General features: G+C 69.9%; 20 protein-coding genes. All 20 read left to right on the top strand.

The genetic code is table 11. The features are described from left to right. Window positions 1-18: 18 nt before the first annotated feature. The 20 genes from F9C11_RS30340 to F9C11_RS30245 all read left to right on the top strand — a co-directional run bounded on the left by F9C11_RS30340 (window position 19) and on the right by F9C11_RS30245 (window position 20,604). Window positions 19-525 (top strand): MaoC/PaaZ C-terminal domain-containing protein, encoded by a 507-nt coding sequence (locus F9C11_RS30340; protein ID WP_409180768.1) that lies wholly within the window; start codon window positions 19-21, stop codon window positions 523-525. Beyond that, the gene (locus F9C11_RS30335) at window positions 522-1,748 is read left to right on the top strand and encodes a thiolase family protein (RefSeq protein ID WP_409180767.1); all 1,227 of its coding nucleotides are present in this window, start codon (window positions 522-524) and stop codon (window positions 1,746-1,748) included. Before F9C11_RS30340 ends, F9C11_RS30335 begins: the two co-directional genes overlap by 4 nt. Continuing rightward, a complete protein-coding gene (locus F9C11_RS30330; protein ID WP_409180766.1) occupies window positions 1,748-2,155 on the top strand; it encodes a Zn-ribbon domain-containing OB-fold protein in 408 nt (135 codons plus the stop codon). Before F9C11_RS30335 ends, F9C11_RS30330 begins: the two co-directional genes overlap by 1 nt. Before the next feature lies 1 nt (window position 2,156). Continuing rightward, window positions 2,157-3,365 carry a CaiB/BaiF CoA transferase family protein gene (locus F9C11_RS30325; protein WP_409180765.1) on the top strand — a complete coding sequence of 403 codons (1,209 nt, stop codon included), beginning with the start codon at window positions 2,157-2,159 and terminating at the stop codon, window positions 3,363-3,365. Beyond that, window positions 3,355-4,503 carry a CaiB/BaiF CoA transferase family protein gene (locus F9C11_RS30320; protein WP_409180764.1) on the top strand — a complete coding sequence of 383 codons (1,149 nt, stop codon included), beginning with the start codon at window positions 3,355-3,357 and terminating at the stop codon, window positions 4,501-4,503. The genes F9C11_RS30325 and F9C11_RS30320 overlap by 11 nt, the downstream gene beginning before the upstream one ends. Before the next feature lie 30 nt (window positions 4,504-4,533). Further along, window positions 4,534-5,886 carry a phenylacetate--CoA ligase family protein gene (locus tag F9C11_RS30315; RefSeq protein ID WP_409180763.1) on the top strand — a complete coding sequence of 451 codons (1,353 nt, stop codon included), beginning with the start codon at window positions 4,534-4,536 and terminating at the stop codon, window positions 5,884-5,886. A 12-nt stretch (window positions 5,887-5,898) separates the two neighbouring features. Continuing rightward, window positions 5,899-6,834, top strand: coding sequence for a LysR family transcriptional regulator (locus F9C11_RS30310; protein ID WP_409180762.1), 936 nt, complete (start codon window positions 5,899-5,901; stop codon window positions 6,832-6,834). Window positions 6,835-7,020: 186 nt separating this feature from the next. Further along, window positions 7,021-8,142, top strand: a complete 1,122-nt coding sequence (locus tag F9C11_RS30305) for an NDMA-dependent alcohol dehydrogenase (RefSeq protein WP_409180761.1) — start codon at window positions 7,021-7,023, stop codon at window positions 8,140-8,142. A gap of 24 nt (window positions 8,143-8,166) precedes the next feature. Continuing rightward, window positions 8,167-9,042 carry an MBL fold metallo-hydrolase gene (locus F9C11_RS30300; protein WP_409180760.1) on the top strand — a complete coding sequence of 292 codons (876 nt, stop codon included), beginning with the start codon at window positions 8,167-8,169 and terminating at the stop codon, window positions 9,040-9,042. 2 nt (window positions 9,043-9,044) lie between these two features. Then, complete coding sequence (locus tag F9C11_RS30295) at window positions 9,045-9,920, top strand: alpha/beta hydrolase (protein ID WP_409187007.1); 876 nt, start codon at window positions 9,045-9,047, stop codon at window positions 9,918-9,920. Continuing rightward, window positions 9,917-11,044, top strand: a complete 1,128-nt coding sequence (locus tag F9C11_RS30290; protein ID WP_409180759.1) for an NDMA-dependent alcohol dehydrogenase — start codon at window positions 9,917-9,919, stop codon at window positions 11,042-11,044. The genes F9C11_RS30295 and F9C11_RS30290 overlap by 4 nt, the downstream gene beginning before the upstream one ends. Next, window positions 11,041-11,724 (top strand): cysteine hydrolase family protein, encoded by a 684-nt coding sequence (locus tag F9C11_RS30285; protein WP_409180758.1) that lies wholly within the window; start codon window positions 11,041-11,043, stop codon window positions 11,722-11,724. The genes F9C11_RS30290 and F9C11_RS30285 overlap by 4 nt, the downstream gene beginning before the upstream one ends. Window positions 11,725-11,738: 14 nt before the next feature. Then, window positions 11,739-11,912 carry a hypothetical protein gene (locus tag F9C11_RS30280; RefSeq protein WP_409180757.1) on the top strand — a complete coding sequence of 58 codons (174 nt, stop codon included), beginning with the start codon at window positions 11,739-11,741 and terminating at the stop codon, window positions 11,910-11,912. A 114-nt stretch (window positions 11,913-12,026) separates the two neighbouring features. Next, on the top strand, window positions 12,027-13,118 hold the full coding sequence (locus tag F9C11_RS30275) for a LuxR C-terminal-related transcriptional regulator (RefSeq protein ID WP_409180756.1): 1,092 nt from the start codon (window positions 12,027-12,029) through the stop codon (window positions 13,116-13,118). A gap of 92 nt (window positions 13,119-13,210) precedes the next feature. Next, complete coding sequence (locus F9C11_RS30270; protein WP_409180755.1) at window positions 13,211-15,277, top strand: hydantoinase/oxoprolinase family protein; 2,067 nt, start codon at window positions 13,211-13,213, stop codon at window positions 15,275-15,277. An 11-nt stretch (window positions 15,278-15,288) separates the two neighbouring features. Further along, window positions 15,289-17,214 (top strand): hydantoinase B/oxoprolinase family protein, encoded by a 1,926-nt coding sequence (locus tag F9C11_RS30265; protein WP_409180754.1) that lies wholly within the window; start codon window positions 15,289-15,291, stop codon window positions 17,212-17,214. 8 nt (window positions 17,215-17,222) lie between these two features. Continuing rightward, window positions 17,223-17,483 carry a hypothetical protein gene (locus tag F9C11_RS30260; RefSeq protein ID WP_409180753.1) on the top strand — a complete coding sequence of 87 codons (261 nt, stop codon included), beginning with the start codon at window positions 17,223-17,225 and terminating at the stop codon, window positions 17,481-17,483. Window positions 17,484-17,488: 5 nt separating this feature from the next. Further along, entirely contained in the window at window positions 17,489-19,054 is a 1,566-nt protein-coding gene (locus F9C11_RS30255) for a class I adenylate-forming enzyme family protein (protein ID WP_409180752.1), read from the top strand. A gap of 30 nt (window positions 19,055-19,084) precedes the next feature. Further along, on the top strand, window positions 19,085-19,804 hold the full coding sequence (locus F9C11_RS30250; protein ID WP_409180751.1) for a hypothetical protein: 720 nt from the start codon (window positions 19,085-19,087) through the stop codon (window positions 19,802-19,804). Beyond that, the gene (locus F9C11_RS30245) at window positions 19,801-20,604 is read left to right on the top strand and encodes an SDR family NAD(P)-dependent oxidoreductase (RefSeq protein WP_409180750.1); all 804 of its coding nucleotides are present in this window, start codon (window positions 19,801-19,803) and stop codon (window positions 20,602-20,604) included. The genes F9C11_RS30250 and F9C11_RS30245 overlap by 4 nt, the downstream gene beginning before the upstream one ends. The last annotated feature ends 15 nt before the right edge of the window (window positions 20,605-20,619 follow it).

Below are 20,619 nucleotides of genomic sequence, written 5' to 3'. Positions count from 1 at the left end.
CCCGAGGAGAGAAGATCAATGGGGATCAACAACCGCATCGACATGCCCTACGACGAGCTGGAGGTCGGACAGACCTTCCGCACCGGCGGGCGGACGATCACCGAGGCCGACGTCGTCAACTACTGCGCGCTCACCGGCAACTGGATCGAGATCCACTCCAACAAGCACTACGCCGAGCAGACCCGGTTCGGGAAGCGGCTGGTGCAGGGCTCGCTGACGTATTCGATCATGACCGGGCTGATCCAGTTCGGCCCGTCGATCCAGGCGAACTACGGGATCGACAACCTCCGCTACCTCAAGCCGGTCGCGATCGACGACACGATCTACGTGACCGCCGAGGTGACCGCGAAGAAGGAAAAGGACGAGAAGTACGGCGTCACCACGTTCCTGATGAAGGCGCTCAACCAGGACGGTTACGTGGTGCAGCGCAGCGAGTGGAGCCTGCTGATGCTGCGCCGCCGCGAGGACCTCGAAGCACTGCTCGCGGCCTCGCTGCCGACGGAGAAGCAGCCGGAGCGGAAGTGAGCGCCGGGGAACCGGTCGCCGCGATCGTAGGGATGGGCGACGCGTACGCGTCGAAGGCCGACCGGAAAGACCCGTTGCAGCTGGCCACCGAAGCGACGATGGCCGCGCTGGCCGACGCCGGCATCGGCAAGCACCAGGTCGACGCGGTGTTCACCGGGCGCTCGCCGTGGGCGGACAAGCGGTCCCAGTGGAGCAACATCTTCATCTCGCACCTGCAGATGCCGGTGACGCTCACCAGCGAGATCACCCTGCACGGCGCGGGGCTGACGTCGACCATCGCGGTCGCGTCCCAGATGATCGCGGCCGGCGCGGCGGAGTACGTGCTGTGCGTGCAGAGCGACGCGACCGAGTTGTTCGTGGACGCAGTGGCGATGGGCTCCGAAGCCGATTCGGACCCGCAGTACGAGGTGCCCTACGGCCCCACCATCCCCTCGCTGTACGCGCAGGCCGCGTGCCGGTATTTCCACGAATACGGGGTGACCGAGGAGGATCTCGCCGAAGTCGCCATCGCCAACCAGCGGTGGGGTGCGCGGCATCCGCACGCGGCGAAGCGCAAGCACGGCGAGATCGACCGCGAGAAGGTGCTTTCGTCGCCGTACGTCGCCACGCCGCTGCGCCGGTGGATGTGCTCCACCTGGGGCGGCGGCACCGGCGGCGCGCTGGTGGTGACCTCGCCCGAGCGCGCGAAGGAAGCGCGCGACCCGGTCTGGGTGCGCGGCTACGGTTCGGCGACCACGCACGAGTACCTCACCGACCGGATGAACATGCGCTCGGGCCGGTTCGCCGGGCTGGGCGAGTTCCCGAACCTGACGCACACCGCGACCGTGGAGGCCGCTCGTCAGGCATTCACCCGGTCCGGGCTGACTCCGTCCGATGTGGACATGCTGCAGCTGTCGGTGAACTTCGCGCACATGGGCCCGATCATCATGGAGGACCTAGGTTTCGCGAAGAAGGGCCACGGCATCGACGTGTACCGCGAGGGCCGCACCGGCGTCGACGGCGACCTGCCGACCGACACCAACGGCGGCTGGCTTTCCTTCGGGCAGCCGGGGATTTCGTGCAATATGGACAGTCTGGTCGAGGCCGTCCGCCAGTTGCGCGGGACCGCGCTGGGGCTGGCGCCGAAGCGGAAACCGCGCACGGTGCTGGTGCAAGGCGCGGGCGGGATGCTCGCCGCGGCGGGCGTGATGGTGTTGTCCGGCAACGAAGCTGGGAGGCCGTGATGAGCGAGGACTGGCCGCAGCCCTACCGGCTGCCGGACGCCGAACCGTACTGGTCGGCGCTCGACGAGGAACGGCTCACTTATCAGCGCTGCGGTGCGTGCAGCGAGGTCGTGTGGCCCGCGCACTCCTACTGTCCGCATTGTTCGGCGCGCTCGCTGGCTTGGGAACAGTCGGCGGGCCGCGGCACGGTCTGGTCCTACAGCACGGTCATGCGCGGCCCGACGCCGACATGGGCAGCGATCGTGCCCTACACGGTCGGGTTCGTCGAACTGGCCGAGGGCTACCAGTTGTTCACGCAGATCGAGGCGGAACCGGACGCGATCGAGATCGGCATGCCGGTCGAGGTCCGGTTCGTGCGGCGCGGAGAGCAGACGCTCCCGGTGTTCGCCCCGGCAGCGGAGGGATGACATGGCCGGACCGCTCGACGGAGTGCGGATCCTGGACCTGACCTCGAACTTCATGGGGCCGTACGCGTCCCTGCTGCTCGCGGACCTCGGCGCCGACGTCGCGAAGGTGGAGTCTCCGCAAGGGGACACCACCCGCGGCGTCGGCCCGCGGCGCAATCCCGGGATGGCCGCGATCTTCCTGCACCTCAACCGGAACAAGCGCAGCCTGGTGCTCGACCTGAAGCATCCGGACGGCCGGGCCGCGCTGGTCCGGATGCTGCGCTCGGCGGACGTGCTGCTGCACAGCCTGCGCCCGGCGGCGATGGAGCGGCTCGGACTGTCCTATGCGGACGTCCGGGAGATCAACCCGCGGCTGGTGTACTGCGGCTGTTTCGGGTTCGGCCAGAACGGCCCGTACGCGGGCAAACCGGCCTATGACGACCTGATCCAGGCCGCGGTCGGGATGCCGGTGTTGCAAAGCCGCAGGCAAGGCGAACCGGAGTACGTCGCCGCGGCGATCGCGGACCGGGTAGTGGGGATGGCCGCCTCGAACGCGGTGACCGCGGCTTTGTTCCATCGCGAGCGCACCGGGCGCGGACAGGAGGTGCAGGTGCCGATGTTCGAAACGTTCGCGCATTTCGCGATGGGCGACCACCTCTACGGGCACACCTTCGTGCCGCCGATCGGGGAGTGGGGCTACGCGCGGATGATGAACTCCGACCGCCGTCCTTACCGGACCCTCGACGGCTACCTGGGCGTCAACATCTACACCGACCGGCACTGGCAGCGGTTCTTCGCCGCGGTCGGCCGAGCGGATCTCGCCGCGGATCCGCGGTTCGCCGACATCCACGGGCGGACCGAGCACATCGGCGAGCTGTACGCGTTCCTGGCGGAGGTTTTCGCGACCCGGTCCACCGGGGAATGGCTGAAGCTGCTCGGCGAGGCGGACATCCCGGCGATCCGGATGAACACGCCGGAGACGCTGCTGAGCGATCCGCACATGAGCGAGGTCGGCTTCTTCGCGGAACAGGACCACCCGTCGGAGGGGCGGCTGCGCACCATCGGCATCCCGCAGCAGTGGAGCGAAAGCGCTCCCGAGCTGCGGTATTCCGCGCCCCGGCTGGGCGAGCATTCGGCGGAGCTGCTGAGGGAGTTCGGATTCGGCGAGGACGAGGTCGGCGCGCTGCTCGCGGCGGGCGCGGCCGGGATTGGAGTGCGTGATGACGCGTGAACTGCCCCTGACGGGCATCGTCGTGGTGGAGCTGAGCGACAGTGCGTCCGCGCCGTTCGCCGGCAAGATCCTCGCCGAACTGGGCGCCGAGGTGTGGAAGGTGGAGCGGCCGACCGGCGACTCCGCGCGCGGCTGGGGACCGAGCGAGTGGAAGGGCGACGGAGCCGCGTTCCACGCGCTCAACCGCGGCCGCCGCTACCTCAGCCTGGACATCAAGGACCGCGAGCAGCTCGCCACGCTGCACCGGCTCATCGCCGAGCGGGCCGACGTGTTCCTGCACAACCTGCGGCCCGGCACCGCCGCGAAGTACGGCCTCGACGCGGACAACCTGCGGGTGACCAAACCGGAGCTGGTGCACTGCGAGATCGGCGCGTTCGGCAAGGCGGGCCCCCTGCGCGAACTGCCCGGCTACGACCCGCTGATGCAGGCGTTCTCCGGCATCATGGACATCACCGGCGAACACGACGGGGGCCCGGTGCGCGCCGGCGTGTCCATTGTGGACTTCGGAACCGGGATGTGGGCGGTGATCGGCATCCTCGCGGCGCTGAACCGGCGGCACGTGAAGCACACCGGAGCCGCCGTGGACGCGTCGCTGCTGGAGACGGCGATCGCGTGGAACTGCGTCGGCATCGCCGGCTACCAGGCCGACGGCTATCCCGGCAGCAGGCACGGCTCCGGCGTGGCGTTCATCGTCCCGCATCGCGCGTTCGCGGCCTCGGACGGCGCGTTGATCGTCAGCTGCGCCAACGACGCGTTGTTCGCCCGGCTGTCGGAGGCCCTCGGCCATCCGGAATGGGCGGCCGACCCGCGATTCGCGACCAATGCCGCACGGCTGGACAACCGCGCCGAAATCGACCGGCTGATCGGCGAGCGGATCGCGACCGGCACCCGCGCGCAGTGGCAGGACCGGCTGCAGGCGGCCGGCATCCCGTGCGCGCCGGTGCAGACGACGCCGGAGCTGGTCGGCCACGAGCAGACCCGCGAACTCGGCATCATCGACACGGCCGACGACGGCGAGATCGGCGTCGTCGGGCTGCCGCTGTCGTTCGACGGCCGGCGTCCGCCGCCGCTGCCCGCGGTCCGCCCGATCGGCGCGGACAACGACCTGCTCGGCTCGGTGCTGCCGACCCGGGCCTGAACCCGTCCCCGGACAGAAGTGGAAAGTGTCATGGCTGCGCCGTATTCGGAAAAGCAGTGGAGCGCGATCGAGTCCGCGTCCGCGAGCGAGGCTCGCGCGGTTCAACAGGACCGGTTGCGGGAGCAGCTGGCGTACGTGGCTGCGCGCAGTGCGTTCTATCAGGAGAAGTTCGCGGGGATCGACCTGGCGAAGGTGCGGACGGTCGAGGATCTGGCCGGATTGCCGTTCACGGAGAAGCAGGAGCTGCGCGAGAGCCTGGCCGCCGTACCGCCGCTGGGCGCGCACGTGGCGGCGGGCCCGGAGGAGATCGTGCAGATCCAGGCCTCCTCGGGGACCACGGGCAGCCCGTCGTATGTCGGGCTGACCCGCGGCGACATCGAAACCTGGTGCGAGCTGGGCGCGCGGGCGCTGTATGCGAACGGGTTCCGGCCGGGCGACCGGCTGCTGCACGCGTTCGGGATGAGCAAGGGGTTCGTCGGCGGGCTGCCGGTGGTGCAGATCCTGCAGCACATGGGGATCGTAGACATCCCGATCGGCGCCGAGGCGGGCGCGGAGCGGCTGCTGCGGGTGCAGGCGGACCAGCGGCCGAACGCGCTGATCGGCACGCCGTACTTCCTCGCTTACCTCGCCGAGCAGGCCCCGTCGATCGTCGGTCTGGACGCTCGTGACCTGGGCGTTCGCGCGATCAGCGTCGGCGGCGAACCGGGCGGCGGGCTGCCCGCGGTGCGGGAGAAGCTGGAATCGCTGTGGGGCGCGACCTCGCGGGAGATGCTCGGCGGGACGGACATCGCGTGCACTTACTGGGGTGAATGCGAGGAGGCGAACGGGATGCATTTCCTGTCGCCGGATCTGATGGTCGCCGAGCTGATCAACCCGGACACCGGGGAGCAGATCACGCCGGTGGAGGGCGCCCAGGGCGAGCTGGTGTACACCGCGCTGCGGCGGCAGGCGTCGCCGCTGGTGCGGTTCCGCACGCGCGACCACGTGATCGTCACCGGCACCGAATGCGCGTGCGGGCGGACCGGGTACACCGTGCGCTGCATCGGCCGGACCGACGACATGCTGATCGTGCGCGGGATCAACGTGTTCCCGTCGGCGATCAAGCAGCTGGTGGCGGAGCTGGCCCCGGTCACCACCGGCGAGATGCGGATCCGCGCGGACTTCGAGGGGCATTCCACGCAGAAGCCGCTGCCGCTCGTGGTCGAACACGCGGCCGGGCTGCCCGCGGAGAAACAGGATGAACTCCGGACGTCCCTGGAAAGCCGGATCCGGTCCGCGCTGAACGTGAAAACCGCCGTCACGCTGGTCCCGGACGGCACCTTGAAGCGCCCTGACCACGTGAAAGTCGCTCTCGTCGAACGGGTGCCCGCGCAGACCGCGTGATAGAGGTAGAGCGTGAGCGCGTTCAACAGGCTGCACCTGATCCGGCAGGTCGACCTTCTGACCCTGCGGCTGTTCCTGTCCGCGGTCGAGGAGAAGCAGATCGGGCTGGCCGCGATCCGGGAGAACGTCTCGGCGTCGACGGCGACGAAACGCATCCACGACCTGGAGGCCATCGCGGGCATCGAACTGCTGGACCGCGGCCCGCGCGGCGTCGTGCCCACGCCCGCGGGCGCGGTGCTGGCGCGGCACGTGCGGAAGATCTTCGGCAGTCTCGAGGACATCCGCTCGGAAATCGCGGCGTTCACGGAGGGAATGCAGGGAGATCTGACGATCGCGTCGGCCCGGTCGATCTTCGCGCCGTTTCTCGCTCGGGAACTCGGCGAATTCTACCGGCAATACCCGCAGGTCCGGTTGATCGTCCACGAAATCGAAAACCGGGAAATCCTGCAGGAGGTCGCGCGCGGCGAAGCGGACCTCGGCGTGTTCGCCGCGGCGCACGAACTCGACCTGACCGGCGTCGACGTCACGCCGTACCGGCGCGACCGGATCGTGGTGGCGTTGCCGCGCGGGCACCGGCTCGCGGACCGGCTGAGCGTGACCTTCGCGGAGCTGCTGCCGGAACCCCTGATCGCGGTGGGCCCGATGGCGGGCGCGTTCCGGGCCGCGGCGCGGCGGCTGGGCGAGGAGTTCGAACCGGCGTTCAGCGTGCGCAGCGGGGAGGTCGCGCTGAGCCTGGTGCAGGCCGGGCTCGGCGTGACCGCGCAGCCGGAGTGCATGGTGACGCGCGAATTCCTGGAGCGGGTGGCGGTGGTCGAACTCGCCGAACCGTGGGCGGAGCGGAAGATCCACCTCGCGACCGCGGCGGGCCGTCGTCCGGCGGCGGCGTGCCGGGCGCTGCTCGAGCAGCTGCTCGACCGGCCGGCGGACGAACCGCCGGCGGGCGGCTGACGCGGTTTCCGTTCCCCGAATTGCCGCTTCGGGGATTCCGAATTGATTCTTGCGGTGTGCGCTGCCTAACATCGAAACCGCGGCAGGAAATCATCTGAATGTCATCGAGCGCGGTGAGCGCTATTCCGTGCTGCCGGAAACAAGGAGGCCGAAAACGATGGGCGCACATCGGGGTGCGGTGGTCGCGTGCTGACCCGCGGGGCGGTGCTGCGGGAGACCCCAGGGCGGTACGAGGTGGTGGAACTGGAGGTCGAGGACCCGCGACCCGGCGAGCTGCGGGTGCGGATGGTCGCGAGCGGCCTGTGCCACTCCGACGACCATTTCGCGACCGGCGACCAGACCCCGCCGATCCTGCCGTTCGCGGGCGGGCACGAAGGCGCCGGAATCGTCGAGGCGGTCGGGACGGGAACGCCGGGCTTCGCCGAGGGCGACCACGTCGTCTTCTCCTTCCTTCCGGTCTGCGGCCGGTGCCGGTTCTGCGCCCGCGGCCTGCAGAACCTCTGCGACCTCGGCGCCTCCCTCGGCACCGGTGCCCGGCCGGAGGACCCGGCGTCGTTCCGGCTGTCGCTCGACGGGCAGCCGGTCGGCCAGATGGCCGGCTTGTCGACCTACTGCGAGCACACCACCGTCTCCACCGCCTCAGTGGTCAAGATCGACCCGGACATTCCGCTTGAGGTCGCGTGCCTCACCGGCTGCGGTGTCGGCACCGGGTGGGGAGCGGCGGTCAACTCGGCCGCCGTGCGGCCCGGGCACGTCGTGATCGTGATGGGGATCGGCGGCATCGGGATCAACGCCGTTCAGGGTGCCGCGCACGCCGGTGCTGCCGCCGTGATCGCGGTCGATCCCGTGGCGTTCAAACGAGAATCCGCGCTGAAGCTCGGCGCGACTCACGCGGTCGCGGACATGGCCGAGGCCACTGAGCTGGCGCGGTCGATGACCAACGGGCAGGGCGCCGATTCGGCGATCGTGACCGTCGGCGTCGTGACCGGACGGCACCTCGGCCAGGGTCTCGAGGCGGTGCGAAAGGCGGGGACCTGCGTCGCGGTCGGACTGGGCGAGACCTTCGTCCGTGACGGCGACTTCAACCTGCACGAGCTGGTCCTCTACCAGAAGCGGCTGCAGGGTTCGCTGTTCGGCGCGAGTTCGCCGACCGCGGACATCCCGGCGCAACTGGAGATGTACCGCCAGGGCGTGCTGAAGCTCGACGAACTGATCACCACGCGTTACCCGCTTGACGACATCGCCGCCGGTTTCGACGACCTGAAGGCGGGCCGCAACATCCGCGGCGTCGTCCTGCATTCCGACTGACGACCGAACTTCGAGAGGACGACGATGTCCGCACAAGCTTCACCCCGCGAAACTATCTGCGTCGGCGACATCGGCATCAGCTACCTGCCCGACGGCGAGGCCGTCGTCTCGGCGGCCGCGCTGTTCCCGGCAGGCACCACCGAACTCTGGGACGCACACCGGGAACTGTTCGACGCCGACGGCAAACTCGTGCTGTCTCTGGGCAGCTTCCTCATCCGCACGGGTGACCGCAAGATTCTCGTCGACCTTGGCTTCGGCGACCGCACTGTGGCTTTCCCCGCGGCGGACGGCGAGTTCCGCTCCGGCCGCCTGCTCACCAGCCTCCGCGAGGAAGGCCTCGCCCCGGAAGACATCGACACGGTCTTCTACACGCACATGCACATCGACCACGTCGGCTGGACCGCGCAGGACGACGCGCTCACCTTCCGCAACGCCCGGCACCTAGCCGGCGAAGGCGAAGTCGAGTTCTGGCAGTCCCTCGGCGACCATCCGCTGGCCGCGGTCGGTCCCGATCCGAACGGCGTGCTGACCCCGCTGGGAGGCCGGGTCGACACGGTCGCGGACGGTGCCGTCATCGCGCCCGGTGTGTCGATCGTCGCGACACCCGGGCACACGCCAGGTCACTGCTCGCTGGTCGTCTCGTCCGGGAAAGACCGAGCGATGATCCTCGGCGACGTCCTGCACTGCCCGGCGCAGCTCACCGACAACGAGGTATCGCTGGCCTTCGAAGTGGACGCAGAACTGGGCAAACAGACCCGCGCCCGGATCATGGGCGAGCTGGAAGGCGACACCAATACCGTTGCCGCGCAATGCCATCTCACCGGCTCGGCGTTCGGGCGGGTGATGCGTGGCCGCTCGCGCCGGACGTGGACCTCGCTCAGGTCCCAGGGCGTGTCGTGACGATGCCCGCGCCGGGTGCCGCGACCGAGTACTTCGAGATCGACTCGGCTGCGGTCGGCGCCCGGTTCGCAGTGAGCGTGTTCCTTCCGCGCGGTTACGAACGCGACGGGGCCTGGCCGCTGGTGTACGCCACGGATGGCAACATCGTCGCGCCGCTCACCGAAGGACTGCGCGGCGCGCTCACCGACCGGCAGCAGGCACGCCCGGTCGAACCGTATGTCCAGGTGAATGTCGGCTACGTCGAGGAGGATGCGCCGAACCAGCTGGTCTTGCGCAACCGCGACCTGGTGCCGCCGGGCGAAGGCGTGCCGGACTTCATGCACGCGCACATCCGAAGCCGGCTCGGCGTCGACTCGGGCGCGGCTCCGGAATCGGTGTGCGACGCCTTCTTCGCCCAGCAGAAGAACGCGAGGGCGGACAACTTCCTCGCCTTCCTGGAGACGGAGCTGCACCCGGAAATCGAGTCTCGCTACCGGGTTCGCGCCGACGACGTCGGACTGTTCGGCTACTCCTACGGCGGTCTGTTCACCCTGTTCGCACTGACTGCGGGAGCTGCCCTCTTCACCCGCTTCGGCGCCAGCAGCCCCGGGATCGTCGTGCCGGACAGCCGCATTTACGAACGCTACGAAAGCCTGCGCGGGCTTCCCGGGGAGACCTCCCTGCATCTGACCGTCAACGCGTACGAAATGCTCGGCCCCAGCAAGTTCTACCGGCACCTCGCGATCGAGTTCCTGCGTTTTCTCGACGTGGTGACCGAGCGTCCGCTGCCGGGCCTGCGGGTCAGCTGTGAGCTGATCCCCGGCGAATCGCACAGCACCGGAATTACCGACGCGTACCGGAGTTTCCTGCGTGCCTGCTATCCCGGAGGTGCTTCATGAAGACGACTGCCGCGCTGCTGTGGGAAGCGCCGGGCACGTGGGACGTGCGCGAGGTCGACCTGGATCCGCCCAAGGCGGGAGAGGTTCTCGTGCAGATGCTGGCCTCCGGCCTCTGTCACTCCGACGACCACTTCGCCCAGGGCGACATCCCCTTCCACTCCTATCCGGCCTGCGGCGGGCACGAGGGCGCCGGCATCGTGCGCGAGGTCGGGCCGGGCGTCACCCGGGTCGTGCCCGGCGACCACGTCGTCACGTCGTTCATCCCGGCCTGCGGGCACTGCCGGATGTGCGTGGCCGGGCGGCAGAACCTCTGCGACAACGGGGCGCTGATCACCGTCGGCACCCAGCTCGACGGCACGTTCCGGATGCACGCGGACGGTCGCGGGGTCGCGCAGAACGCCTGCATCTCCACGTTCTCCGAATGGACCGTCATCCCCGAGGTGTCGGCCACGCCGATCCGCCGCGACATCCCGTTCGAGGTCGCCGCGATCGTCGGCTGCGCGGTCCCGACCGGCTGGGGCTCCTCGGTGCGGGCGGCCGGGATCGACGCCGGTGACGTGGTGATCGTGATGGGCGCCGGGGGCATCGGGATGAACGCGGTGCAGGGCGCGCGCTACGTCGGGGCCGAGCATGTCATCGCGGTCGATCCGGTCGCCATGAAGCGCGAACTGGCGCTTGAACTCGGGGCGACGGAGGCGTTCGCGGACATCGGCGAGGCAACCGAACGCGCCCGTTCGCTGACCAACGGCCAGGGCGCGGATTCGTCGATCGTGTGCGTCGGAGTGCTCGCCGCGGAGCATCTCGCGCAGGCGTACGCAGCGGTGCGCAAGGGCGGCACACTCGTGGTGACGAGCGCGGCCAAGCACGACCTCGTCGGGATTCCGGTGCCGCTGCTCGAATTCACCATGTCGGAGAAACGGATCCAGGGCGCGCTGTACGGAATGGGCGGCCCGGCCAGGGAAATCCCGCTGATGCTGGATCTCTATCGGAACGGCTCGCTGAAGCTGGAAGAACTGATCACCCGGACTTACGACCTCGAACAGCTCAACGAAGCGTACGCGGACCTGCACAACGGGCTGAATATCCGCGGCGTGGTGAGCTTCGCGGACCGGCACCGCGGATGAGCGGACTGCTGCCGGATTCGCTGCGCGGGCGCTGGTACAACTCACCGGCGTTCAACCCGGACGACCCGTGGGCCGGGTTCGCGCCGCACCGCACGGCGGTGGTGCTCGTCGACCTGATCAACTGGCAGGCGCATCCCGACGGATTCAGCTCGCGCACAGCCAGCGGGGACTACAAGACCACTCGCTGCGCCGACGTCGTGGTCCCGGCCCTGTCGCGGGTGCTGCCCGCTGCTCGCACCGCGGGCGCCGCGATTGTGCATTCCCGGCTTGCCAGCCGGGCCGCCGACTACGCCGACATCGTGCCCGCGCTGCGCGAGTACGTGCGGGCAGCGGGTGCTCTCGAAGGCAGGTGGGCGGCGGAACCTCTGGACGGCTTGCACGAGCCGGGCGACCTGCTGGTCACGAAGTCCGGCTCGGGTGCGTTCGGCAGCTCGGACCTCGATCAGGTGCTGCGGAACCTCGGGGTGCGGACGGTGCTGTACGCGGGCGTGGTGACCGACCGGTGCGTCCTGCTCACCGCTGCGGGCGGGTTCGACCTCGGCTACGAGCAGTACTTGCTGACCGACTGCACTGCCGCCACGACTGCTGCGGATCAAGCTTCGGCCGAGCGGCTGGTCAGCGGGTATCTGGCACGACCGGCTACTGCTGCCGAGGCAGCCGGGGCTTTCGAGACGAGTTGAGGAGAGTCTTCGCGATGCTCGACCGTCACGACCACCACATCGGCGGGGTGCGCGGCCCGAAGAAGCTCGTCGTGCTCGAGGGCGGCACGCACCTGGACCTCTACGACGTGCCGAAGCACGTCGACCGCACGGTGGCCGAATCGGTGCCGTTCTTCCGGGAAAATCTCGCCGTCACCGCGGTGAAGTGACCGGTTCGTCCTGGCGGGCCGCCCCGGCCTCGTTTGAACGAGCGCCCATCAGCGCATATATTGTGCTTCAGCGCGGCGGCGATGCCGCGCCCTCGGAAGTACCAGAGGTGGCCGATGGACGTGGACAGCACCGTCTCGGGGGCTGCCGGGCTGGGCGCTCGGTACCGGGACTTGTGCGCGGATGTCGGGGCCACGCTGGGTCTCGACGTGCCCGTGCCGCGGCTCGACGGGCCGTGGGCCGGGGAAGCGGCCGGGGCGATGAGCCGGTTGTGGAACGCGGTGCTCGCCGAGACCTTGCAGATCGCCGACGAACCCGGCGTGTCCGGCACCCGGCGGCGGGAGCTGGCCGAGCTGCTCGGCCGGATCCGCGCGGTCGAGGCTGAACTGGCGGAAGCGCGGCTCGCCGACCGGCACGTGCTGCTGCGCCAGGTGGCCGCGTCGCTGGCGTCGGTCCGCGACGCGAAGTCCGTGGACGAATTCCTCGGCCGGGTTCCGGAAGCGGGGTGCCGGCTCGGGTTCGACCGGGTCCTCGTCTCCCGGGTGGTGGATTCCGTGTGGCGGCTGCACACGATGTGCGTCGTGCACGAGCCGCGGTGGGCGGACGAGATCGTCGCGGTCGGGAAAGCTTCGCCGCCCGCCTTGCGCGGCGGGTTGATCGAGGCCGATGTGGTCGACCGGGCCGAAACCCGGCTCATCTTCGACACCCAGCACAGCGCACGGGTGGACCGCGACCTGATCCGGGTCACGAAGTCCACTTCGTACGGAATCGCCCCGTTGACGGTGCAGGGCCAGGTCGTCGGACTGCTGCACGGCGATCGCTATCACCAGCGACGCGACGTCGACGAAACCGACCGCGCGCTGCTCACGTTGATGGCCGAGGCGCTGAGCCATTCGCTCGGCCGCCTCACGATGCTGGAAGGCCTGGCTTTCCTGCGCGACACCGCCGACGGCCTGATGACGCGTCCGGCGGCTCTCCCCGCCCCGGTCGCGCCACCCGCGGCGAGCCCGCAGATCCCGTTGACCGCAAGGGAAAACGAGGTGATGGAGCTGCTCGCGGCGGGCCGGTCCAACCGGCACATCGCACGCGAACTCGCGATCACCGAACGCACCGCGAAGTCCCACGTCACGCAGATCCTGCGCAAGCTCGGCGTGGCCAGCCGCACGGAGGCGATCGCGCTCTGGCTGCGCGGCGGGGGACTGTCCTAAGGTACGGCTCCGTCCCGGACCCTTGGCCGATGTGACCGCGGTCGCACCGGCCACAGAATCACCTCACACACCACGACCCGTGGAGGCATGAGGTGACTGAGCAACGAGGCTCGGCAGGATGGCTGGTCGGCATCGACGTCGGCGGGACCTTCACCGACATCATCGGGCTGGACCGGGCCACCGGGGAGATCCGGGACGGCAAGGTGCTGTCCACGAAGGAACAGGAACACGGCGTCCTCGAGGCGCTCGCCGCGATCGGCGTCGAGCCGCCCGAGGTCGCGGAGATCGTGCACGGGCACACCGTCGGCATCAACGCGCTGCTGAGCCGGGCGGGCGCGAAGACCGCGCTGCTGGCCACGCGCGGGCACCGGGACCTGCTCGACATCGGCCGGATGCACCGCGAGTTCGGCGACCGGTTCTACGACCCGACCTGGCTGCGCCCGCACCAGGAGCGGCCGATCGTGCACCGGCGCGACCGGATCGGCATCCCGGAGCGGATCGGCTACGACGGCACGGAGCTGCTGGCGCTGGACGAGGACGCCGTCCGCGCGGCGGCCCGCGAGTTCGCCGCGCAGGGTGTGCAGGCGGTCGCGGTGTGCTTCATGAATTCCTACCGGGAACGCGGCCACGAACGGCGCGCGGCGGAAATTCTCGCGGAGGAGATTCCGCACGCCTACGTGCAGACCTCGGACCTGTATCCGGTCACGAAGGAGCACGAACGGACCACGACCGTCGCGCTGGACGCGTACGTCGGCCCGGCCGTGGTCGGCTATCTGCGGCGGCTCACCGTCGCACTGGAGGAGCGGCAGTTCGGCGGCACGCTCTGGATCATGACCACGAACGGCGGCGTCGCGACCGTCCAGGACGCGGGCAAAGCTCCGGTCTTCCAGCTCGTGTCCGGGCCGGTCGGCGGCGTGACCGGCAGCCTTCAGCTGGCGCGCGAATCGGGCAAGCGCAACCTGCTGACCATGGACGTCGGCGGCACCAGCACCGACGTCGCCGCGATCGTCGACGCGCAGACCCCGCTCACCGACCTGTGGACCCTGGAGACCGGTCTGACGCTGACGTTGCCGCTGGTCGATGTGGAGAGCGTCGGTTCGGGCGCGGGCAGCGTCATCGGCCCGAACGCGCTCGGGCAGGTCGCGGTCGGACCGAAATCGGCGGGCTCCAACCCCGGCCCAGCGTGTTACGGCCGCGGCGGCACCGAGGCGACGCTCACTGACGCCTGCCTGCTGCTCGGCGTGCTGCAACCCGACCTGTTCGCGAACGGCCGGATCTCCCTGGACGTCGAGGCCGCGCGCGCCGCGCTGGCCCGGACCGGCGAGCAGTGGGGGCTTTCCGCGCTGGAGCTGGCCGAGGCCGCCTACCAGATCGCGTGCGAGGACATCGCGGCGAAGATCCGCACCATCTCGGTCTATCGCGGGCTGGACGTGCGTGAATTCGCGTTGCTGCCGTTCGGTTCGGCGGGCCCGATGCTGGCCGATCGCGTCGCGCGGATCCTCGGACTGGACACGGTTGTCGTGCCGTCGACGCCGGGCCAGTTCTCCGCGCTCGGGCTGCTGCAAAGCGACCTGCGGACCACCCGGGCCCAGTCGCTGATGGTCCCGCTCAGCGCCGATAACGCCGAGACGGTCGAAGCGGAATTCACCGCGATGGAACAGAGCCTCACCGAGGAATTGGCCGCGCAGGGAGTGGAACTGGACGGGCTGGCCTTCGACCGCGCGGTCTTCGCCATGTACCGCGGGCAGACCTGGGACAACCGGCTCCCGCTCGCACCCGGGCCGATGACCGCGGAGCGCGTGCCCGGCGTGGTCGCCGACTTCCACGCCTTCTACCAGGATTCCTACGGTTTTTCCGCAGCCGAAATCCCCGTCGTGGTCTCCACGCTCGAAGTGACCGCGGTGATCCCGAGGCCGAACAAGGTGCCGTCCACCGCGGCCGAACGAGGCGAATCCCTGCTCGGCGAGCGCGAGCTCCGCGTGCCGGGATCCGGCGAGACCGTCAGCGTGCCGGTGCACGTCCGCGAACGGCTCGCCGTCGGCGAGGTCGTCGACGGACCGGCGATCGTCTCCGAGAAGTTCGCCACCACGGTCGTGCTGCCGGGCCGCCGGGCCCGGGTGGACGCGGATCGTCTCCTGATCATCGAGAACCAGGGCTGAGGAGCGCCGACATGACTATTTCCGCGGAACCCGCCGCCGGGACGGCCGAGTTCGAACTCGACATCCTGCGCTACGGCCTGATCGAGGTCGCCCGCGAGATGAACGAGGCGCTGATGCGCAGCGCGTTCTCGCCGGTATGCCGCGACATTCTCGACTGCACCACCGCCATCCACGTCCGCAGCGGCGACGGCTGGGAGACCGTGGCGCAGTGGGAAGGCTGCATGCAGCACGCGTTCACCTCGCCGCACATCGTGAACTTCGTGATGGACGAATTCGACCTCGACTCGCTGCAGCCCGGCGACGTCATCTTCGTCAACGACCCGTGGCGCGGCACCATCCACCAGTCCGACGTGAACTTGCTGCGGCCGGTGTTCGTGGACGGCCGGGTCGAGTTCATGCTGCATTCGACGTCGCATCTGGTCGACCTCGGCGGCCCGATCCCCGGCGGGTTCTCCAACGGCACGCAGACGTCGTTCGAGGAACAGATCAAGCTGCCGCCCTCGCTCCTGTATGCCAACGACGTGCCGGTGCGGCCGCTGTTCAACTTCATCCTGGAGAACAACCGGGTGCCGCACCTCGTCCTCGGCGACTTGCGCGCGTTGCACGGCTGCCTGGTCGTGGGGGAGCGGCAGTTGCAGGCGCTCGTCGCACGCGGCGGTCTGGAGAAGGTGAAGGCGGCCGGTCGCTACGCGATCGAGGCGACCGAAGCGAGCATGCGGCGCGGGATCGCGGGCATCCCGGACGGCGACTACACCGTGGAGGACTTCCTCGACGAGGACGGCGTCACCGACGAACCGATCCCGGTGCGCGTGACGGTGAAAGTGCGCGGCGACAGCATGGAGATCGACTTCTCCGGTTCCGGCCGGCAGCCGCTGGGCAACTGCGGCACCGCGTGGTGCGAGGCGGTGCGGTGCATCGAAGCGGTCAAGCTGATGGTCGACCCGAGCACGCCGGTCAACAGCGGCACGCTCCGTCCTATTGAGACACTCCTGCCGCAGGGCAGCGTGGTGTGCGTGCTGCCGCCGTCGAGCTGCTCGAACCACGCCGACATCGGAGCCCGCGGCATCAACGCCGTCGCCAGCGCGCTGAGCCAGGCCGTCGGCGACCGCGCGATCGCGTGCGACACCGGTACCGCGCTGGTGGTCAGCCTCGGCGGGATCGACACTCGCACCGGGCACGAGGGCATGCCGTGGGGCGCGTTCGCCCTCGCCGGCGGCGGGTGGGGCGGAACGTGGAAGGAAGACGGGATTTCCTTCTGCGTCACGCCGATCGGCAACTGCCGGACGTCGGTGCAGGAGCACGTCGAGATCGAAAGCCCGTTGATCGTGGCGCAGCACGAGATGGTGCTGGACACCGCGGGAGCGGGCGAGTACCGCGGCGGGCTCGGCTCGGTGTACACGCTCACCGCGCAGTCGGACACGATGGTCACGATCACCTGCGACCGGGTGCGCGTCGGTGCGCCGGGTGCCGCGGGAGCTGGTCCGGGCGCGCCCGCTTTCGGCTGGTACATCGAGAACTTCGACCTGGCGCGGCACGCGGATCCGCTTGACCTCCGCGGCGCGGAACCGCTTTTCGGCATGTTCGACGACGACGGCCGCCCGGACCCGAACAACGGCGGGTTCTGCCGGGGCGCGCGGTACCGGACCGGCAAGTTCTCCGGGCTGGTGCTGAAAGCGGGCGACGCGATCCGGTTCCTGATCGGCGGAGGCGGCGGCTGGGGAGATCCGCTCGCCCGGGACCTCGACCGGCTCGGCCGCGACCTCGCCGACGGTCTGTACAGCGAGGAATTCGCCGCGGAGGCGTTCGGGGCCGTGCTGCGCGACGGCCGGATCGACGAGACCGCGACCGGCGAGCGCCGCGCGGAGCTCGCCGCCCGGCGCGACGCGGGCACCTGGTCGGTGCCGGTCGCCACGCCCGTCAACTGGATCCTGGGATAGGAGCACCCATGTCTGTCGACCGACTTCTCTTCCCCCGCCCGGAAACCCCGCGCGTGTCCGTCGAGCGCACGCCGGTGGACGCCACCTGCCCGTCGTGCCGGAGCACCGACGTCAAGCGGTACCCGGTGGCCAACTATCTCGGCCCGCGCATGGTCGTGAAGTGCCAGGACTGCTTCACGCATCTGTCGGTGACCCGGCCGGAGCCCGAGGACAACTGGCCCGCGTGGCGCTCGCCGACGCGCGACTGGGCGCCCTCGCGGCTGGGGTGACGCGCATGTCCCCGACCCCACTGGCCCGGCTGTACACCCAGGCGTACGCCGAGTTCGCCGACCGGCCCGCGATCCGCGACTCCCGGCGCGAGCTGACCTACGGCGAACTCGGCCGCCGCGCCCGGCGGATCGCCCAGGCGTTCCGGGCGCTCGGCGCGGAACGCGGCACCCGCGCGGTGCTGCTCGGGCCGAACAGCTGCGAATGGGCCGAGGCGTACCACGGGCTCGTGCTCGGCGGCGGAGTCCGCGTGGGCCTGCTGCCCCGGCTGCACCCCGCCGAACTGGCCCAGATCGCCGCGGACGCGGAACCGGCCTTCGTGCTCGCCGACGGCGAATGGCTCGGCGAGCACGGCACGGCGTGGATTCCGCCGCAGGTCAAGGAAATCATCGTGCTCGGCGAAGGCCATCAGAGCGGTATCCCGTTCGAGGAGTTCGTCGCTTCCGGCTCGGACGACGAGTTGCCGCTGCCCGATGCCGAGGACGATGCCTGGCTGCTCTACACGTCCGGCTCGACCGGGCAGCCCAAGGGCGTGCGGGTGCCGCACCGGACGGTCGGCGCGCTCGTCCGCAACGCCCGCGAGGTGCTGCCTCCGCTCGGCCCGGGCGACGCCGCCCTGCACACGGCGCCGATCAGCCACTTCAGCGGCGGGATCGCGGACGTGCTCACCGCGAGCGGCGGGCTGAACGTCTACGCGCCGAGGTTCGACGCGGCGGAGGTCGCGGACGCCGCGGCCGGCGGCGAGGTGACTGTGCTGCCGCTGGTCCCGACGATGATCACGATGCTGTTGGAGGAGCTGGCCCGCCGCGGCGCTCCGGCTGGTCGGGTCGGCAACGTCCGGATCCTGCCGTACGCGGGTTCAGCCATCCAGCCGGATCGGGCGGCCAAGGCGCGCGCGTACTTCGGCGAGGCGATGCAGCAGCTGTACGGCGCGAGCGAAGCGCAGCTGCCGATCGCGACGCTTCGTCCGGAGGACCACGTCGAAACGCTCAACGAGCGGGGTCTGCCGCGGCTGGCGTCAGCGGGCCGGGTGACCGCGCACGTCGAGGTCGAGATCGTGGACGCGGACCGCCGTCCGGTGCCGCCCGGGACGACCGGCGAGATCCGGACCCGCGGCGCGCACGTGAGCGCCGGGTACTGGCGGAAGCCGGAAGCGACGGCGGAGACCTTTGCGGACGGCTGGGTGCACACCGGCGACGTCGGCTGCCTCGACGAGCACGGGTATTTGTTCATCCTCGACCGGCGCAAGGACATGATCATCACCGGCGGGTTCAACGTGTACCCGCGGGAAATCGAGAACGTCGTCTCCGAACTGCCCGGGATCCGGGAGGTCGCCGTCGTCGGCGCGCCGGACGAGCGGTGGGGCGAGGCGATCACCGCCTTCGTCTCGGCGGAACCCGGGAACGCCGTGTCCGCCGACGCGGTGCTCGCGCATTGCCGGGCGCGGCTCGGCGGCTACAAGGTGCCGAAGAAAGTGGTCTTCGTCGAGGACTTGCCGAAGACCGGCACCGGGAAGATCCAGAAGCAGATCCTGCGCGAGAAATTGTGGACCGGCCTTCAGCGCCGCGTCTGAATTCCGCGTGAACCAGAAGGAGTGAAACACATGGCGGCGCCGACTTTCGACAGCCGGAGTCTGTTCTTCGCGTGGAGCACCTACAGCACGGACTACGACACCTACGCGAAGTGGTACGACGAGGAGCACATTCCGCAGGTGATGGACGTGCCGGGAATGGTGGGGGCGCAACGGTTCCTGCTCGCGGACACCAAACCGCTGCCGGGGGTGCGCGCCCTCGATTTCGGGCACCTCGCGATCTACGAGATGGAGGGCTCGGCGCAGCCGTTCCGCGAGGAGGTCAAGCGCAAGCTGATCTCGGGCGAAATGGTGCTCCCGGACTTCATGAACCGGCCGTTCCAGGCGTTGTTCCTCGACGCGGTGAGCGAACCGTTCCTCGCTGACGGGTTCGCGAAGGCGGAGAACCTGGACGACCGGCATCTGTTCTTCGCGTGGAGCCGCCACACCGGTGACGACGCGACCTTCGCGAAGTGGTACGACGAGGAGCACATCCCGCAGATCATGTCCGCGCCGGGAATGCTGCGCGCGCAGCGGTTCGAGGTCTCGGCGCTCAAGCCGCTGCCCGGTGTCGAAACCCCCGATCTCGGGCATCTGGCGATCTACGAGATCGCCGGGAGCCTGGAGGGATTCCGCGGCGAGGTCAAACGCCAGCTGATCTCCGGGGAGATGGTGTTGCCGGACTTCATGATCCCGCCGTTCGCGGCGATGTTCCTGAAGCCGGTCAGCCCGTTCTTCGTGGCCGCGCGATGAGCTATCCACCACGGCGAGACAAGCCGGAACTTGCCCTGATCACCGGTGCGGCGGGCGGTGTCGGCTCCGCGACCGCGCGGCGGCTCGCCGAGGGCGGCGCGAAGCTGGTCGTCACCGACATTGACGAGGAGCGGTTAGCCAAAGTCGCGAAGGACACGGGCGCGCTCGCCGTCCCGGCCGACGGCACCGACCGCGAAGCGATCCGCGCCTTGGTCGCGCGAGCGGTCGAGGAACTAGGCGGCCTGGATACCGTGATCGCGACCCAAGGCGCGGCGATCGGCGGGGGAGCGCACCCGAAACACGTCGACTCGTACCACCGCGCGCTCGACGTCAATCTGCACGGGTCTTTCTACTTGGCCGGGGAGGTGCTCCCGCACCTGGCGGCCAGCGAAGGCTCCCTGGTCCTGTTCGCCTCGACGGCGGGGCTGATCGCCGGTCCGCCCGGAGCGGCGGGCTACACCGCGGCGAAAGCGGCGATCATCGGCCTCACTCGCTGGCTGGCCCGGGATTACGGGCCGAAAGGCGTGCGCGTCAACGCGGTGTGCCCGGGATTCGTCCGGACCGCGCTCGCCGCGGGCAGCATGGCGCACCTCGCCGAGCGCGAAGGCATCAGCCTGGACGAGGCTTACGCGCTGAGCGCGGCGCACGTGCCGCTGCGCCGCGTCGCCGAGCCGGAGGAAATCGCCGCCTGCTGCGCGTTCCTGGCTTCGGGCGACGCCTCGATGGTCACCGGCCACGTGCTGGTCGCCGACGGCGGCGGTGCGGCGGTGGACGCCTCGACGGTGGCCTTCGACAGCTGAAGTGTCCAAGTATCC

The sequence above is a fragment of the Amycolatopsis sp. VS8301801F10 genome (assembly GCF_046195355.1).
Lineage (GTDB): Bacteria > Actinomycetota > Actinomycetes > Mycobacteriales > Pseudonocardiaceae > Amycolatopsis.
This window is presented reverse-complemented; position numbering and strand designations above follow the sequence as displayed.

What these genes read in the sequence shown, in the direction of transcription:
- F9C11_RS30340 (WP_409180768.1), top strand. Translation starts at nt 19, where the DNA reads ATGGGGATCAACAACCGCATCGACATGCCCTACGACGAGCTGGAGGTC.
- F9C11_RS30330 (WP_409180766.1), top strand. Translation starts at nt 1,748, where the DNA reads ATGAGCGAGGACTGGCCGCAGCCCTACCGGCTGCCGGACGCCGAACCG.
- F9C11_RS30325 (WP_409180765.1), top strand. Translation starts at nt 2,157, where the DNA reads ATGGCCGGACCGCTCGACGGAGTGCGGATCCTGGACCTGACCTCGAAC.
- F9C11_RS30320 (WP_409180764.1), top strand. Translation starts at nt 3,355, where the DNA reads ATGACGCGTGAACTGCCCCTGACGGGCATCGTCGTGGTGGAGCTGAGC.
- F9C11_RS30315 (WP_409180763.1), top strand. Translation starts at nt 4,534, where the DNA reads ATGGCTGCGCCGTATTCGGAAAAGCAGTGGAGCGCGATCGAGTCCGCG.
- F9C11_RS30300 (WP_409180760.1), top strand. Translation starts at nt 8,167, where the DNA reads ATGTCCGCACAAGCTTCACCCCGCGAAACTATCTGCGTCGGCGACATC.
- F9C11_RS30295 (WP_409187007.1), top strand. Translation starts at nt 9,045, where the DNA reads ATGCCCGCGCCGGGTGCCGCGACCGAGTACTTCGAGATCGACTCGGCT.
- F9C11_RS30290 (WP_409180759.1), top strand. Translation starts at nt 9,917, where the DNA reads ATGAAGACGACTGCCGCGCTGCTGTGGGAAGCGCCGGGCACGTGGGAC.
- F9C11_RS30285 (WP_409180758.1), top strand. Translation starts at nt 11,041, where the DNA reads ATGAGCGGACTGCTGCCGGATTCGCTGCGCGGGCGCTGGTACAACTCA.
- F9C11_RS30280 (WP_409180757.1), top strand. Translation starts at nt 11,739, where the DNA reads ATGCTCGACCGTCACGACCACCACATCGGCGGGGTGCGCGGCCCGAAG.
- F9C11_RS30275 (WP_409180756.1), top strand. Translation starts at nt 12,027, where the DNA reads ATGGACGTGGACAGCACCGTCTCGGGGGCTGCCGGGCTGGGCGCTCGG.
- F9C11_RS30265 (WP_409180754.1), top strand. Translation starts at nt 15,289, where the DNA reads ATGACTATTTCCGCGGAACCCGCCGCCGGGACGGCCGAGTTCGAACTC.
- F9C11_RS30260 (WP_409180753.1), top strand. Translation starts at nt 17,223, where the DNA reads ATGTCTGTCGACCGACTTCTCTTCCCCCGCCCGGAAACCCCGCGCGTG.
- F9C11_RS30255 (WP_409180752.1), top strand. Translation starts at nt 17,489, where the DNA reads ATGTCCCCGACCCCACTGGCCCGGCTGTACACCCAGGCGTACGCCGAG.
- F9C11_RS30250 (WP_409180751.1), top strand. Translation starts at nt 19,085, where the DNA reads ATGGCGGCGCCGACTTTCGACAGCCGGAGTCTGTTCTTCGCGTGGAGC.
- F9C11_RS30245 (WP_409180750.1), top strand. Translation starts at nt 19,801, where the DNA reads ATGAGCTATCCACCACGGCGAGACAAGCCGGAACTTGCCCTGATCACC.